The following is a 15037-nucleotide window of genomic DNA, read 5'->3' as shown; positions in this document are numbered from 1 at the left end:
AGTGAATCCCCAGAAACTTACACAAGTAAGTGACTGGGGTGAGCGAGGAAGCCAACAAAGATGCAGCTTGAAAGACGACGGGTGTATTTATTGAGGCAAAATCGCTTTCAGTGCTTCACCGATATCAGCCAGGCTGCGAACGGTTTTCACACCAGCGGCTTCCAGTGCTGCGAATTTCTCATCCGCTGTACCTTTACCACCTGCAATGATTGCGCCCGCGTGACCCATACGTTTGCCTTTCGGCGCAGTCACACCTGCGATGTAACCCACAACTGGCTTGGTCACATGCTCTTTGATGTAGGCTGCGGCTTCTTCTTCTGCGCTGCCGCCGATCTCACCGATCATCACGATAGCTTCAGTTTTCGGATCTTCCTGGAACATCTTCAGAATGTCGATGAAGTTAGAGCCAGGGATCGGATCACCACCGATGCCCACACAGGTGGACTGGCCCAGACCGATATCGGTAGTCTGTTTAACCGCTTCATACGTCAGCGTACCAGAGCGGGAAACGATACCCACTTTACCTGGCAGGTGAATATGACCTGGCATGATGCCGATTTTGCACTCGCCTGGGGTGATAACTCCTGGGCAGTTTGGCCCAATCATGCGCACGCCAGCTTCGTCCAGTTTCACTTTCACTGTCAGCATATCCAGCGTCGGGATGCCTTCGGTAATAGTGATAATCAGCTTAATGCCTGCATCAATAGCTTCCAGAATGGAGTCTTTGCAGAACGGTGCTGGAACGTAGATAACAGTCGCTGTTGCGCCCGTTGCTTCTACAGCTTCACGCACGGTATTGAACACTGGCAGACCCAAATGTTCGGTGCCGCCTTTGCCTGGCGTAACACCGCCAACCATTTGCGTACCGTATGCAATCGCCTGCTCGGAGTGGAAAGTCCCCTGGCTGCCGGTGAAACCCTGGCAAATCACCTTGGTGTTTTTATCGATCAAAATGGACATTATTTCCCCTCCACGGCAGCAACAACCTGCTGTGCTGCATCCGTCAGACTTTTCGCTGCAATAATATTCAGGCCACTATCTGCCAGTTTCTTCGCACCCAGTTCCGCGTTGTTACCTTCCAGACGGACAACCACTGGAACGTTAACACCCACTTCTGCCACTGCGCCGATAATACCGTCTGCAATCAGGTCGCAGCGCACGATACCACCGAAGATGTTAACCAGAACGGCTTTCACTTTGTCGTCAGACAGAATGATTTTGAAGGCTTCGGTTACGCGTTCTTTGGTTGCGCCACCGCCCACATCGAGGAAGTTAGCAGGTTCGCCGCCGTGCAGTTTAACGATGTCCATGGTGCCCATTGCCAGGCCCGCACCGTTAACCATGCAACCGATGTTGCCATCAAGTGCAACGTAGTTCAGTTCCCATTGTGCAGCCTGAGATTCACGCGCATCTTCCTGGCTTGGGTCACGCATTTCGCGCAGCTCTGGCTGGCGGAACAGTGCGTTGCCATCAGCACCCAGTTTGCCATCAAGGCACACCAGATCACCCTGCTTAGTGATGACCAGCGGGTTGATTTCGATAAGAGCAAGGTCACGCTCAAGGAAGATGTTCGCCAGACCCATAAAGATCTTAGTGAACTGCTGAACTTGTTTACCTTCCAGACCCAGTTTGAACGCCAGTTCACGACCCTGGTAAGGCATTGGGCCTGCCAGCGGATCCAGTGCAACTTTGTGGATCAGGTGCGGGGTTTCTTCCGCTACTTTTTCAATCTCTACGCCACCTTCGGTGGACGCCATGAACACAACGCGACGGGAACTACGATCAACCACCGCGCCAAGATACAGTTCTTTATCAATGTCAGTCGCAGCTTCAACCAGAATCTGGTGAACCGGCTGGCCATTGGCGTCAGTTTGGTAGGTCACCAGGCGTTTACCCAGCCAGTGTTCAGCAAAAGCACGGATGTCTTCTTTGCTGTTTACCACTTTCACGCCGCCCGCTTTACCGCGGCCACCAGCATGAACCTGACATTTTACCACCCACGGACCTGCGCCAATTTTGGACGCGGCTTCTTCCGCTTCACGCGGCGTGTTACAGGCATAACCGACGGGAGCCGGCAGGCCATATCGAGCAAACAACTGTTTCGCCTGATACTCGTGTAAGTTCATGAGTTCTATCCATCCTTCATAAAAACATGTAGGTCAGTTGTCGCAACTGTCGCCGCAAAGCCAACCTACAAGGCAGGTGATAATTGTAGGCCCGATAGCGTTAGCCACCGGGCGTAGGGTACTACACGTCCAGCAGCAGACGAGTTGGGTCTTCCAGCAGCTCTTTAATTGCTACCAGGTAGCCCACAGACTCGCGGCCATCGATCAGACGGTGATCGTAAGACAGCGCCAGATACATCATTGGCAAGATCTCAACTTTACCGTCGACCGCCATTGGTCGGTCTTTAATAGCGTGCATACCGAGGATCGCGCTCTGCGGCGGGTTAATGATCGGCGTAGACATCAGTGAACCAAACACACCACCGTTGGTGATGGTGAAGTTACCGCCGGTCAAGTCTTCCACGGTCAGCTTGCCGTCACGGCCTTTCACAGCCAGTTCTTTAATACGTTTTTCGATGTCAGCCATACCGAGGGTATCAACATCACGCAGTACTGGCGTTACCAGACCACGCGGAGTAGAAACCGCGATGCTAACGTCGAAGTAGTTGTGATAAACCACATCTTCGCCATCGATAGAAGCGTTCACTTCTGGATAGCGTTTCAGCGCTTCAACAACCGCTTTGATGTAGAAGGACATGAAGCCCAGACGCACACCGTGACGTTTCTCGAAGGATTCACCGTACTGCTTACGCAGTTCCATAATCGGCTTCATGTTCACTTCGTTAAACGTGGTGAGCATGGCGGTGGAGTTTTTCGCTTCCAGCAGACGCTCGGCAACACGCTTACGCAGACGTGTCATCGGAACGCGTTTTTCACTGCGACCAGCCAGTGGAGCAACCGGTGCTTTAGTCTCTGCCGCAGCTTTCGCTGTCGCAGGCTGAGCCGCTTTCGCCTGAGTCAGATGTTTATCAACATCTTCACGGGTGATACGACCACCCACACCGCTGCCTTTAATGGCATTAGCGTCCAAAGAATGTTCGGCAATCAGGCGGCGGATCGCCGGGCTGAGTGCATCATTGCTCTGCTCTTCCAAAGAAGCCTGCTGGCGCTGTGCCGGAGTAGACTCTTTGCTTTCTGCTTTCGCAGAAGTCTCTTTGCCAGAGCTATTGCCTTCACGCAGGCGGCCGAGGATTTGGCGAGATGTCACCGTTGTACCTTCATCTTCCAGTACAGCATCCAGAACACCATCTGCAGACGCCGGTACTTCCAGTACCACTTTGTCAGTTTCGATTTCCACCAGCACTTCGTCACGGGTTACGGTATCACCCGGTTTTTTATGCCAGGTAGCAACTGTCGCATCGGCAACGGACTCAGGCAGGTCAGGAACTAGAATATCTACGCTACTCATTTTTTATCCTTTAATTAATCGACGTTCAGCGCGTCATTAACCAGATCTTGCTGCTGTTTCTGGTGAACGGACAAGTACCCTACCGCAGGTGATGCGGAGGCTGGACGACCTGCATAACTCAGGCCAGATCCAAATGGAACCACTTCACGGAAGTGGTGCTGGCTGCAGTACCAGGCGCCCTGGTTAAGCGGCTCTTCCTGACACCACACAAAATCGTGTACGTGGGCAAATGGTTTCAATGCTTCCTGCACCGCCTGGTGCGGGAATGGATACAACTGTTCGATGCGCACAATCGCCACATCTTTTTGATCGTTCTTACGACGCTGTTCCAGCAAATCGTAATAAACCTTACCAGAACACATTACCACGCGTTTCACGCCTGCCGGATCTAGCTCATCAACTTCGCCAATCGCTGGCAGGAAGCTGCCGTTAGCCAGTTCATCAAGTGAAGAAACCGCCAGCGGATGACGCAGCAGGGATTTCGGTGACATGACGACCAGTGGGCGACGCATACCGCGCAGCGCCTGACGACGCAGCATGTGGTAAACCTGCGCTGGAGTAGAAGGTACGCAAACCTGCATGTTCTGCTCAGCACACAGTTGAAGATAACGTTCCAGACGTGCGGATGAGTGCTCTGGGCCCTGGCCTTCGTAGCCGTGCGGCAGCAACATCACCAGGCCACACATACGGCCCCATTTCTGCTCGCCGGAGCTGATGAACTGGTCGATAACAACCTGAGCACCGTTGGCGAAGTCGCCGAACTGAGCTTCCCAGATAGTCAGCGTACGAGGTTCCGCAGTGGCATAACCGTATTCAAACGCCAGAACCGCTTCTTCAGACAGTACGGAGTCCCAAACTTTGAACTCGCCCTGACTGTTATGAACGTGTTGCAGCGGGGTGTAAGTGGAACCGTTGGTTTGGTTGTGAATCACAGCGTGACGGTGGAAGAACGTACCACGGCCCACGTCTTCACCAGACAGACGCACAGAAACACCTTCATCAACCAGGGTTGCATACGCCAGGTTTTCTGCCGCGCCCCAGTCGAATTTCTTCGCGCCGTTCGCCATTTCCATGCGGTCGCTGTAGATTTTTGCTACGCGTGACTGCATTTCAACGGTTTCAGGTGCGCTGCTGATGCGTTTAGCCAGTTCCTGCAAACGCTTCATTTCTACCTTGTTCGGGTAACTCTCATCCCACTCGTGGTTGAGGTACGGCGACCAGGTAAAGGAATGCATGTTCATTGGGCGGTATTCTTTCACCACGCATTCACCAGCATCCAGCGCATCACGGTAGAGGTTTACCATTTCAGTGGCATCTTCTAGCGTGGCCAGCTTTTGCTGCTCCAGACGGTCGGCATAGATCTTACGCGGCGTCGGGTGTTTCTTAATTTTCTGGTACATCACTGGCTGAGTTGCACTTGGCTCATCAGCTTCGTTATGACCATGGCGACGGTAGCAAACCAGGTCGATAAACACGTCACGCTTAAAGGTGTTACGGAAGTCCAGCGCCAGGCGAGTCACAAACGCCACCGCTTCCGGGTCATCCGCATTAACGTGGAAAATCGGTGCCATCACCATCTTACCGATATCGGTACAGTACGGTGTAGAACGCGCATCCAGCGGGTTAGAAGTGGTGAAACCAATCTGGTTGTTGATAACGATGCGAACGGTACCGCCCACTTCGTAGCCACGTGCTTTGGACATGTTCAGGGTTTCCTGAACCACACCCTGACCAGCAACCGCTGCGTCACCGTGAATGGTAATTGGCAGAACTTGATTACTGCCTGGTTTATCCAGACGGTCTAAACGAGCACGCACAGAACCGATAACCACTGGGCTTACGATTTCGAGGTGCGACGGGTTAAACGCCAGCGCCAGGTGTACCAGGCCGCCTTCAGTTTCAACGTCAGATGAGAAGCCCATGTGGTACTTCACATCACCCGTGCCGAGGTGCTCTTTATGCTTACCGGCAAATTCGTCGAACAATTCCTGCGGTTTTTTACCCAGTACGTTGATCAGTACGTTCAGGCGGCCACGGTGTGCCATGCCCAGAACCACTTCACGTGTGCCGCTCTTGCCCGCATGGCGAATCATCTCTTTGAGCATTGGCACCAGTGCGTCACCGCCTTCCAGCGAGAAGCGTTTAGCGCCCGGGAATTTTGCCCCCAGATAACGCTCAAGCCCTTCAGCTGCGGTCAGTTCGCTCAGGAAGCGTTTTTTCTCTTCAACCGTAAATGTTGAGTGACCCACCACCGATTCAATGCGCTGCTGAATCCAGCGTTTTTCTTCGGTGCTGGTGATGTGCATATATTCCGCACCAATCGAGCCGCCGTAAGTCTGTTTGAGCGCTTCAATCAGGTCAGCAAGCTTCATGGTTTCTTTGCCGCTGGCAAACGAACCCACGTTGAAAGTTTCCTGAAGATCGGCATCAGTCAGATTGTGGAAAGCAGGGTCCAGATCGGGAACCGCGTCCTGTTTCCACAGGCCAAGCGGGTCAAGATTTGCAGCTTGATGACCACGGAAACGCCAGGCGTTGATCAGCTGCAGGACTTTGACTTGCTTAACGTCAGTGTCAGGGTCGGTAATTGCGGTGGAATAACGTGAGGCATCCTTCGCCAGACGACGGAAATAATCACGTGTTTTGGAATGGAATTGATCCGGTTTGGCCCCGGTTCCAGGTAATTGCTGGAACATTGAGCGCCAGTGCGCATCAACAGAGTCAGGATCGGTTAAGAAGTCTTCATAGAGCTGCTCTATCCAGGACTGGTTTGCACCTGCCAGGTAAGAGGAATCCAGCCAGGCTTTCATTTCGCCGTTCTGCATCGTGATCCCTTAGGCAATCTTATGCCTATATTCGCCGTGAATAACTATTGCGTACACGTCTGGTACGCATTACCGGGGTTCACAACTACGGGTACCTTTTCAGGTGGCCCGCGAAGGAACCTTTAAAAACTGTCGCTGTATCAAATTACGTAGGGCAGTTTTTAAAGATTTCCTGCTGTAAAACCCCCTCTCCTGGGGGAGAGGGTTAGGGTGAGGGCGTTAGATAAACAACCCTCATCCCAGCCTTCTCCCTGAGGGAGAAGGGGACAAAAAACTAGGCACTCTTTTGCAGCAACATCGACTTAATATGACCGATGGCTTTCGTCGGGTTTAGCCCCTTAGGACAAACACTGACGCAATTCATGATGCCATGGCAGCGGAATACACTGAAAGCATCACTGATACCGTCAAGACGACTGGCCGTTTCAGTATCGCGGCTGTCGATTAAGAAACGGTACGCAGCCAGTAACCCCGCAGGCCCGATGAACTTATCTGGGTTCCACCAGAAGGATGGACACGATGTCGAGCAGCAAGCGCAAAGAATACACTCATACAGGCCATCCAGTTTTTCACGCTGCTCAGGTGACTGTAAATGCTCACGAGCTGGCGGATTCTGTCCATTATTCAACAGGTAAGGCTTAATCTTCTCATATTGAGCATAGAATTGCCCCATGTCTACCACCAGATCCCGCACAACCGGTAATCCAGGTAGGGGACGGATCACAATCTTCTGTTTTCCATTGCCCAACGCAGAGATTGGCGTGATGCAAGCCAGACCATTTTTACCGTTCATGTTCACGCCATCGGAGCCACAAACCCCTTCACGGCACGAACGACGAAACGACAGCGTCGGATCTTTTTCTTTCAGTTGCATTAGCGCGTCAAGCAACATCATGTCGCGCCCTTCTTCCCCTTCCAGGGTGTACTCCTGCATACGCGGAGCATCGTCAACATCCGGGTTGTAGCGATAAATAGAGAATTCGAGTTTCATCACTTTGCTCCGCTATTAATAAGTACGCACTTTCGGCGGGAATGCCGGACGCAGTTTCGGCTGCATGTTCACCTCACGGCGAGTCATGCTTTCCGACTCAGGCAAATACAGGCTGTGACACAGCCAGTTTGCATCGTCACGTTCCGGATAGTCGAAGCGGCTATGCGCGCCACGGCTTTCGGTGCGGAAGTTAGCGGATACCGCGGTCGCGTAGGCGGTTTCCATCAGGTTATCCAGCTCCAGGCACTCAACGCGCTGGGTGTTGAATTCGCTTGAAGTGTCATCCAGACGGGCATTTTTCAGGCGCTCACGGATTTGTTTCAGCTGCTCAAGGCCTTTCGCCATGGCGTCACCTTCACGGAAGACCGAGAAGTTATGCTGCATACATTCCTGAAGGGCTTTGCGGATTTGTACTGGATCTTCACCATTACGGTTACCATTCCAGCGATTCAAACGCTCAAGTGCGGCATTGATTTCATCTTCAGTTGCATCGCGCAGTTCGCCTTGCTCAGCGATTGATTCCAGCAGATGCAGACCCGCAGCGCGGCCAAAGACCACCAGGTCAAGCAGTGAGTTACCACCCAGACGGTTAGCACCGTGAACCGATACACAGGCGATTTCGCCTACCGCAAACAGACCTGGAATCAGAACATCTTCACCCTGCTCATTCACCGTTAAAGCCTGACCGGTCACTTTGGTCGGAATGCCGCCCATCATGTAGTGGCAAGTTGGGATAACTGGAATGGGCTCTTTAACCGGGTCAACGTGCGCAAATGTGCGAGACAGCTCGAGAATGCCCGGCAGGCGGGATTCCAGAACGTCTTTGCCTAAATGGTCAAGTTTCAGCTTCGCATGTGGGCCCCATGGACCATCGCAGCCGCGACCTTCGCGGATTTCGATCATGATGGAACGAGCCACAACGTCACGACCTGCCAGGTCTTTGGCGTTTGGAGCGTAACGCTCCATGAAGCGCTCGCCGTGTTTGTTCAGCAGATAACCACCTTCACCACGGCAGCCTTCGGTGACGAGTACACCCGCACCCGCGATACCCGTTGGGTGGAACTGCCACATTTCCATATCTTGAACCGGAACACCGGCACGCAACGCCATGCCAACACCGTCGCCGGTATTGATGTGCGCATTGGTCGTGGATTGATAAATACGACCCGCGCCGCCCGTTGCCAGTACAGTCGCTTTCGCTTTGAAGTACACCACTTCACCGGTTTCGATACACAGCGCGGTCGTACCGACCACTGCGCCATCAGCGTTTTTCACCAGATCCAGCGCGTACCATTCAGAGAAAATGGTGGTTTTGTTTTTCAGGTTTTGCTGATAAAGGGTGTGCAGCAATGCGTGACCCGTACGGTCGGCCGCAGCCGCAGTACGTGCCGCTTGTTCGCCGCCAAAGTTCTTCGACTGGCCGCCAAACGGACGTTGATAAATGGAACCGTCTTCAAGACGGGAGAACGGCAGACCCATGTGTTCCAGTTCCAGAATCGCTTCCGGGCCGGTTTTACACATATATTCAATGGCGTCCTGGTCACCGATATAGTCGGAACCTTTTACCGTGTCATACATATGCCATTCCCAGTTGTCTTCGTGGGTGTTACCCAGCGCAACGGTAATCCCCCCCTGCGCAGACACGGTGTGGGAACGGGTTGGGAAAACTTTAGACAGCAAGGCACAAGTCTGGCCTGACTGGGAAATCTGAAGCGCGGCGCGCATACCTGCACCCCCCGCACCGATGACGACTGCATCAAACTCTCTGACTGGTAAGCTCATTACACACCCCACACCACAACGAATCCATAAATGACGTAAACCAGCAGGGCAACAACAATCACGAGTTGCAGACCAAGACGAATCGCCACTGGTTTAACGTAGTCGGTCAACACCTGCCACATGCCAATCCAGGCATGGATCAAAATTGAGAACAATGTCAGCAGGGTGAACACTTTGGTGAAGGCGGAGGCAAAGAACCCACTCCAGACCTCGTAGGTTAAATCGCCTGTAACAGCGAAGAACCCGATCATATAGATGATGTACAGGGTGATTACGATGGCGGAGGCACGGACTAAAATATAGTCATGCACACCATTGCGACCTAATGCGGAGGCATTGCTTACCATACGAGGACTCCTGCGAGAAGTGAAAGCACGACAGTGATAACAAAAGAGATCATCGCGGATCGTTTGCCCGCTATTAGGGTTTCTTCCAACAAACCGGTGTCCATCATGATGTGGCGAATACCCACAACAACGTGATAAGCCAGCGCGGTGAGGATGCCCCACATAATGAATTTAACAAAGAAGCTGCCCATTATTGCTGATGCAACAAGGAAGCCTTCTGGGGATGAGAGTGACTGACCCAATAACCAAAGTAGGATGCCGACAGCCACAAAGGTGATCACGCCGGATACACGATGGAGGATGGAAGCGATTGCAGTGACGGGGAACCTCATCGTTGTGAGATCGAGGTTTACAGGTCTTTGTTTTTTCGCATTTTTTATCATGAATAGCGCCCACATGCTGTTCTTATAGTTTCCTTCCTCCGGATCTGTAGGCGGGGTCAGACAGCGTGAACTTTCTATAACTGTGCGTCATGCAAAAACAGCTACATCCAGATGCCAAAAAACTGGCTACAACGCTGGGTGGCGCCCGGTGGCAGGGTATTCCGGAGACCTGGCGGCAGTATAGGCGCTTCACAAATTCATTACAATTAACCTACATATAGTTTGAAGGGTTTTAGTCGGAACAGTGAGCAGGATCACGATAACAACATTATTTTAAATTTTAATCATCTGATTTGACAAAAGTTAAACATTCTTGTTACAACCTGAGCCAGAAAAGCCGTATAATTCGCAAAAGTTATAGGGTCAGCCTTTCACCTGAGAATAAGTTATGTAACAGTGTGTCGGTATTGACCCGGTCGATTAGGACAGTTATTAGTGGTAAACAGGTTTGAATGATATGGACTGCTAACACCTTGATTTGCTGATTTTTTCGCCTGCGTGGAATATGTTACCTGCAAGCGCCCATCGCTCTGTACCCTGGCTGTACACAATCAAAACAGAGCCACGAGCAAATAAAAAACGGGTAACGAACACGGTTGTGTTTGAATGCAAATCAGGTATCCCGCAGTCTTATGAAATGAGGCGCTAAGGAGACCGTAAATGGCTGATAAAAAAGCAACTCTCACCTATAACGGTGATGATGCTCTGGAACTGGATGTGCTTAAAGGCACACTCGGTCAGGATGTAATTGATATCCGTAGTCTTGGTTCTAAAGGTGTGTTTACTTTTGACCCAGGTTTCACATCTACTGCATCATGTGAATCAAAAATTACCTTTATCGATGGTGATGAAGGCATCTTGTTGCACCGTGGTTTCCCAATCGATCAACTGGCAACCCACTCCAGCTATCTTGAAGTCTGCTATATCCTGCTGAACGGCGAAAAACCGACTCAGGAACAATACGAAGAGTTTAAAACCATCGTCACCCGTCACACCATGATCCACGAACAAATTACCCGTTTGTTCCATGGTTTCCGTCGTGACTCACACCCAATGGCAGTCATGTGTGGTGTGACTGGCGCACTGGCGGCGTTTTACCACGACGCAATGGACGTCAATAATCCGCGCCACCGCGAAATCGCAGCATTCCGCCTGCTGTCGAAAATGCCGACCGTGGCAGCAATGAGCTACAAATATTCCATTGGTCAGCCGTTCGTTTACCCGCGCAACGACCTGTCCTACGCCGGTAACTTCCTGAACATGATGTTCTCCACACCGTGTGAGAAATACGAAGTTAACCCGATTCTTGAACGCGCAATGGACCGAATTCTGATCCTGCACGCTGACCACGAGCAAAACGCCTCTACCTCTACCGTTCGTACCGCAGGCTCTTCCGGCGCTAACCCGTTCGCCTGTATTGCTGCCGGTATCGCATCCCTGTGGGGACCCGCACACGGTGGCGCAAACGAAGCCGCTCTGAAGATGCTCGAAGAAATCAGCAGCGTTGAACACATTCCGGAATTCATCCGTCGTGCGAAAGACAAGAATGACTCTTTCCGCCTGATGGGCTTTGGCCACCGCGTGTACAAAAACTACGACCCGCGTGCCACTGTGATGCGTGAAACTTGCCATGAAGTTCTGAAAGAGCTGAATCTGAAAGATAACAGCCTGCTGGAAGTGGCGATGGAACTTGAGCATATCGCGCTTAACGACCCGTACTTCATCGAGAAGAAACTCTACCCGAACGTGGACTTCTATTCCGGTATCATCCTGAAAGCGATGGGGATTCCATCTTCCATGTTTACCGTTATCTTCGCGATGGCGCGTACGGTTGGTTGGATTGCTCACTGGAACGAAATGCACGACGACGGCATTAAAATTGCCCGTCCACGCCAGTTGTATACCGGTTATGCACAGCGCGATTTCAAATCTGATTTGAAGAAATAATCTTTAAGCCCTCTCCTTTCGAAGAGGGCTTAATGCCGCTGACGAACCTCGCGTTTTCGCGGGGTTTTGTTTTTTCAGACCAGAGCCAACTTATGCCTGAGGGCTGTCCGTCAGATGAGTGATGTTCACGCCCTGCGGTGTCGTGGTTTGCGTTTCAATCGGCGCTTCAGTGGTTGGCGTCAGCTCGGTAACTTTCGGCGCCTGTGTTTCCTGCGTCGCGGCAGGTGTTGCAGGCTGCGTCTGTTCGACCGTAGCGGGCTCTTCAATTTGGTTTGGCATCGCCGGGACAGGCTCTGCAGGAATCGATTCTGACTTCGGTTTTGGAACCGGGGTTGATGCGCGGACGATAAAGGTCGGTTTGCCCTTTGCAACAGAATAGGTCACATGGCTGACAACATCGCTTGATGTCGACACTTCAACAGGCGATATATTCACGCGGCCAATGAGCGAACGGGCATAGCCGCCGACTTTATGTTTACCCTCTGGCAGTTGAACCTCAAGGCTCTCACCCGTCCCCAGCGCGCCGGCATCTTTGTCATCAACGGTCACATAGATTTTGGTGCCATCGTCGGTTTTCGTCGGGATATGCGTTACGGTCACCCGCGAGGAGCCGAAATCGAAAGCCGGTGCCTGGTCGGCATTTTTTGATTTTGCGCATCCGGTCAGGGCTAAAACAGCTGCTACGGCAGCCAGGGTGAAACGATAACTCATAATGCGAGGTCTTCCTTTAAGGGATTTTTGCTTTCTGTGGCGCAATATACTCGATCTCCTGTGAGAGATGAATGCGCTGTCAGCGGACTCAGAGGAGTCTGTTATCCACTTTTATCCATTTTTCGATAAAACCCCTGATTGCCCCCCGCCCTATGAGACAAACGTTATCCTCGAGATTATTTAATGCTGACAACCCGGACACCAGTAAAATGGCCTTGATGAGAGCATCGTTTTCTCAATCACACCACCGCAACGCTCGCACTTTTCACCTGCCCGATGAAACACCTTGAAGCTAAAAATCGCCCCATGATGTTTATTTTCATCCACATTGCCACGCGTGTTATACGAAAACCGTGGAATATCCAGCAGCGCGTGTGACAGTTTATCGAGCTGTGTCGCCGTTAAATCCTGCGCTTTATGATGACCAGGTAATTGAACCGCCCAGAGGATCTCAACGCGCAGATAGTTACCCAGCCCCGCAAGAAATGCCTGATCGAGCAGCAAGCCGCTGAACTGACGCTTGCGAAACCTGGCTGACAATAAACGTTCTTTAACCTGTTGCGCCGTCAACGTCATATCCAGCACATCCGGCCCCACTCGCTTTAAAAATGGATGCTCCGCCAGTTTCTCCGAATCGAGCATCTCAATATCTGACGCGCTATAGAGCAGAATCGATTTGTCAGCCGTTTGCAGTTTTACACGCAGTATCCGTGTTGTTTGCGGGAGTTCGCCGCTATTAACCACCCGCCACACACCATAAAGTTGGTTGTGGCTATACAGGATTTTCCCGTTGGAGAAATGCGTCAGCAAGGCTTTGCCACGAGTTTCTATACGCACGACTTTTTGCCCGACCAACGTGGGTTCAAACGGTTTCAGCTCAGTAAAAGCAAACCAGACATCGGTTAACGTTTTATCTAAAACGGCGGCTTCAAGCTTATCCGCCGCTCGCCTAATTTCAGGGCCTTCAGGCATCACATCATCCCTAAAAAATCAGTCTTCGTTGTTCAATTGCCAGGCCAACTGCTCAAGATAGATTTGCTGATCGCGTCGCGCTTTAAGCGCCTCTTCCAGAGTGCAGTGTACGAAATGGATCGGTTCACCTAACCGTAACTGCGCCAGATGAAACATATCCGCTTCAATAACGCAGGCAATCCGAGGATACCCGCCTGTGGTCTGCGCATCATTCATCAGCACGATAGGCTGACCATTATGTGGCACCTGCACAACACCCGGCAGCAATCCATGCGAGAGTAACTCGCGGTCAGTTGTGCGCTCCAGGCGTTGTCCCTGCAAGCGATAACCCATCCGGTTACTTTGCGGACTCAACTGCCACGGCAAACGCCAGAACGCATCCTGAGCGTGTTGAGTAAACTCGTGATACTCCGGTCCCTCCAGGGCACGAATGCGGTTTCCCCATAAAAGTTGCTTCACACCACGCGCTTCGCGGAAATGTCGCGTAGCAGGCAGTTGAGCAATTTCATCGCCATCTTTGAGCAACCGCCCTTCGATACCACCGACTTGCGCTTTCACATCGGTGCTGTAAGAACCCAGGACTTTAGGAACATCCAACCCGCCTGCAACAGCAAGATAGCTGCGCATCCCACGCTCAGGCACTTTCAGGCGTAATTGCTGACCCGCTTTAACCGGCAATCGCCAGCCCGTCCATACGGCATGGCCATCCAGCTCCGCATGACAGCCCGCTCCCGTTAACGCAAACCACCCTTCTTGCGTGAACTCGACAACACAATTTCCCAATGTGATTTCTAGCGCAGCGCTTTCTGGCGCATTACCTACCAGCAAATTCGCCATTTGCAGTGCCGGTGCATCAAGCGCACCGCAACGGCTCACGCCTAACTGCCGGTATCCATAACGCCCGGTGTCCTGCACCGACATGTGCATTCCTGCACGAATAATTTTCAGCACACGCCCTCCTTTTGAGGCACGAAACGGACGGTATCACCCGGAGTCAATAATGTTGGTATTTCATCTGCCGGATTGAATAACCGTACGGAAGTCTGGCCGATAATTTGCCAGCCTCCAGGGGTCGAAAGCGGATAAATCCCCGTTTGGCTGCCACCAATCCCCACAGAACCGGCAGGCACGATTAAACGCGGTTCAGCCCGTCGTGGCGTCTCAAGAGACGGTGCCAGCCCGCCGAGATAGGCGAAACCAGGCTGGAAACCGAGGAAATAGACGATGTACTCAACTGATGAGTGCTGCTCCACCACCTGCGCGGGTGATAGCCCGCAATGTTTGGCGACATCCTGGAGATCAGGGCCGCAACTTCCGCCATAAATAACCGGAATCTCAATGCGTCGGGATTCAGGCACTATCGCCTCACTCTCTTCCCACCAGCGTTGAATACGTTCAATGCCATCCAGCGCCAGGCTTTGTGGCTCGCGTAGTACCACGGTGATGTTATTCATCCCAGGAATCACGTCCAAAACACCAGGCGCTTCCATCAGTCGTTGCGTTAATCCCCAGATGCGTTGCTGACTTTCTAGCGATACAGGCGGTTCCAGCTCAAGAACCACTGCACTTTCGCCTAACAGATAACACCGTGCTCTTTGCACTTTTGCT

General features: G+C 52.1%; 14 protein-coding genes. 2 read left to right on the top strand and 12 right to left on the bottom strand.

All coding sequences use genetic code 11. The annotated features are described in order from the left end of the window. Positions 1–87 precede the first annotated feature (87 nt). The 8 genes from sucD to sdhC all read right to left on the bottom strand — a co-directional run bounded on the left by sucD (position 88) and on the right by sdhC (position 9814). Complete coding sequence (gene sucD, locus RHD99_RS07035; protein WP_183269987.1) at positions 88–960, bottom strand: succinate--CoA ligase subunit alpha; 873 nt, start codon at positions 958–960, stop codon at positions 88–90. Then, the gene (gene sucC / locus RHD99_RS07030; protein ID WP_034458764.1) at positions 960–2126 is read right to left on the bottom strand and encodes an ADP-forming succinate--CoA ligase subunit beta; all 1167 of its coding nucleotides are present in this window, start codon (positions 2124–2126) and stop codon (positions 960–962) included. Before sucC ends, sucD begins: the two co-directional genes overlap by 1 nt. Positions 2127–2247: 121 nt before the next feature. Then, positions 2248–3474, bottom strand: a complete 1227-nt coding sequence (gene odhB, locus RHD99_RS07025) for a 2-oxoglutarate dehydrogenase complex dihydrolipoyllysine-residue succinyltransferase (protein WP_183269988.1) — start codon at positions 3472–3474, stop codon at positions 2248–2250. Positions 3475–3488: 14 nt separating this feature from the next. Then, entirely contained in the window at positions 3489–6296 is a 2808-nt protein-coding gene (sucA, locus tag RHD99_RS07020; protein ID WP_309878118.1) for a 2-oxoglutarate dehydrogenase E1 component, read from the bottom strand. 274 nt (positions 6297–6570) lie between these two features. After that, positions 6571–7287: a succinate dehydrogenase iron-sulfur subunit gene (locus RHD99_RS07015; protein ID WP_034497183.1), complete on the bottom strand. Its 717-nt coding sequence runs from the start codon at positions 7285–7287 to the stop codon at positions 6571–6573. A 15-nt stretch (positions 7288–7302) separates the two neighbouring features. Further along, complete coding sequence (gene sdhA, locus RHD99_RS07010) at positions 7303–9069, bottom strand: succinate dehydrogenase flavoprotein subunit (RefSeq protein ID WP_183269990.1); 1767 nt, start codon at positions 9067–9069, stop codon at positions 7303–7305. After that, positions 9069–9416 carry a succinate dehydrogenase membrane anchor subunit gene (gene sdhD / locus RHD99_RS07005; RefSeq protein WP_183269991.1) on the bottom strand — a complete coding sequence of 116 codons (348 nt, stop codon included), beginning with the start codon at positions 9414–9416 and terminating at the stop codon, positions 9069–9071. Before sdhD ends, sdhA begins: the two co-directional genes overlap by 1 nt. Beyond that, the gene (sdhC, locus tag RHD99_RS07000) at positions 9410–9814 is read right to left on the bottom strand and encodes a succinate dehydrogenase cytochrome b556 subunit (RefSeq protein WP_183269992.1); all 405 of its coding nucleotides are present in this window, start codon (positions 9812–9814) and stop codon (positions 9410–9412) included. Before sdhC ends, sdhD begins: the two co-directional genes overlap by 7 nt. A 278-nt stretch (positions 9815–10092) precedes the next feature. Between sdhC and RHD99_RS24065 the strand changes: the two genes are divergently transcribed. Then, a complete protein-coding gene (locus RHD99_RS24065; RefSeq protein WP_445344425.1) occupies positions 10093–10251 on the top strand; it encodes a hypothetical protein in 159 nt (52 codons plus the stop codon). A 208-nt stretch (positions 10252–10459) separates the two neighbouring features. Beyond that, entirely contained in the window at positions 10460–11746 is a 1287-nt protein-coding gene (gene gltA / locus RHD99_RS06995; protein ID WP_183269993.1) for a citrate synthase, read from the top strand. Positions 11747–11836: 90 nt separating this feature from the next. On the opposite strand, the gene RHD99_RS06990 is transcribed toward gltA, so the two are convergent. The 4 genes from RHD99_RS06990 to pxpB all read right to left on the bottom strand — a co-directional run bounded on the left by RHD99_RS06990 (position 11837) and on the right by pxpB (position 15030). Then, entirely contained in the window at positions 11837–12457 is a 621-nt protein-coding gene (locus RHD99_RS06990) for a hypothetical protein (RefSeq protein ID WP_309878116.1), read from the bottom strand. A 180-nt stretch (positions 12458–12637) separates the two neighbouring features. Continuing rightward, positions 12638–13429 carry an endonuclease VIII gene (gene nei, locus RHD99_RS06985; protein WP_309878115.1) on the bottom strand — a complete coding sequence of 264 codons (792 nt, stop codon included), beginning with the start codon at positions 13427–13429 and terminating at the stop codon, positions 12638–12640. Between the two features lie 18 nt (positions 13430–13447). Continuing rightward, a complete protein-coding gene (gene pxpC / locus RHD99_RS06980; protein ID WP_309878113.1) occupies positions 13448–14380 on the bottom strand; it encodes a 5-oxoprolinase subunit PxpC in 933 nt (310 codons plus the stop codon). Continuing rightward, positions 14374–15030 carry a 5-oxoprolinase subunit PxpB gene (gene pxpB, locus RHD99_RS06975; RefSeq protein ID WP_309878112.1) on the bottom strand — a complete coding sequence of 219 codons (657 nt, stop codon included), beginning with the start codon at positions 15028–15030 and terminating at the stop codon, positions 14374–14376. The genes pxpC and pxpB overlap by 7 nt, the downstream gene beginning before the upstream one ends. Between the last annotated feature and the right edge of the window lie 7 nt (positions 15031–15037).

It is taken from the genome of Buttiauxella selenatireducens (genome assembly GCF_031432975.1).
Classification (GTDB): domain Bacteria; phylum Pseudomonadota; class Gammaproteobacteria; order Enterobacterales; family Enterobacteriaceae; genus Buttiauxella; species Buttiauxella selenatireducens.
Note: the sequence above shows the minus strand (reverse complement) of the source record. Positions and strands in the feature narration are given on the sequence as shown.

Bases quoted from the DNA above. Each gene is read 5' to 3' on its own strand.
- sdhD (WP_183269991.1), bottom strand. From the start codon at position 9,416: ATGGTAAGCAATGCCTCCGCATTAGGTCGCAATGGTGTGCATGACTAT.
- RHD99_RS06990 (WP_309878116.1), bottom strand. From the start codon at position 12,457: ATGAGTTATCGTTTCACCCTGGCTGCCGTAGCAGCTGTTTTAGCCCTG.
- sdhC (WP_183269992.1), bottom strand. From the start codon at position 9,814: ATGTGGGCGCTATTCATGATAAAAAATGCGAAAAAACAAAGACCTGTA.
- gltA (WP_183269993.1), top strand. From the start codon at position 10,460: ATGGCTGATAAAAAAGCAACTCTCACCTATAACGGTGATGATGCTCTG.
- sucC (WP_034458764.1), bottom strand. From the start codon at position 2,126: ATGAACTTACACGAGTATCAGGCGAAACAGTTGTTTGCTCGATATGGC.
- nei (WP_309878115.1), bottom strand. From the start codon at position 13,429: ATGCCTGAAGGCCCTGAAATTAGGCGAGCGGCGGATAAGCTTGAAGCC.
- odhB (WP_183269988.1), bottom strand. From the start codon at position 3,474: ATGAGTAGCGTAGATATTCTAGTTCCTGACCTGCCTGAGTCCGTTGCC.
- RHD99_RS07015 (WP_034497183.1), bottom strand. From the start codon at position 7,287: ATGAAACTCGAATTCTCTATTTATCGCTACAACCCGGATGTTGACGAT.
- sdhA (WP_183269990.1), bottom strand. From the start codon at position 9,069: ATGAGCTTACCAGTCAGAGAGTTTGATGCAGTCGTCATCGGTGCGGGG.
- sucA (WP_309878118.1), bottom strand. From the start codon at position 6,296: ATGCAGAACGGCGAAATGAAAGCCTGGCTGGATTCCTCTTACCTGGCA.
- sucD (WP_183269987.1), bottom strand. From the start codon at position 960: ATGTCCATTTTGATCGATAAAAACACCAAGGTGATTTGCCAGGGTTTC.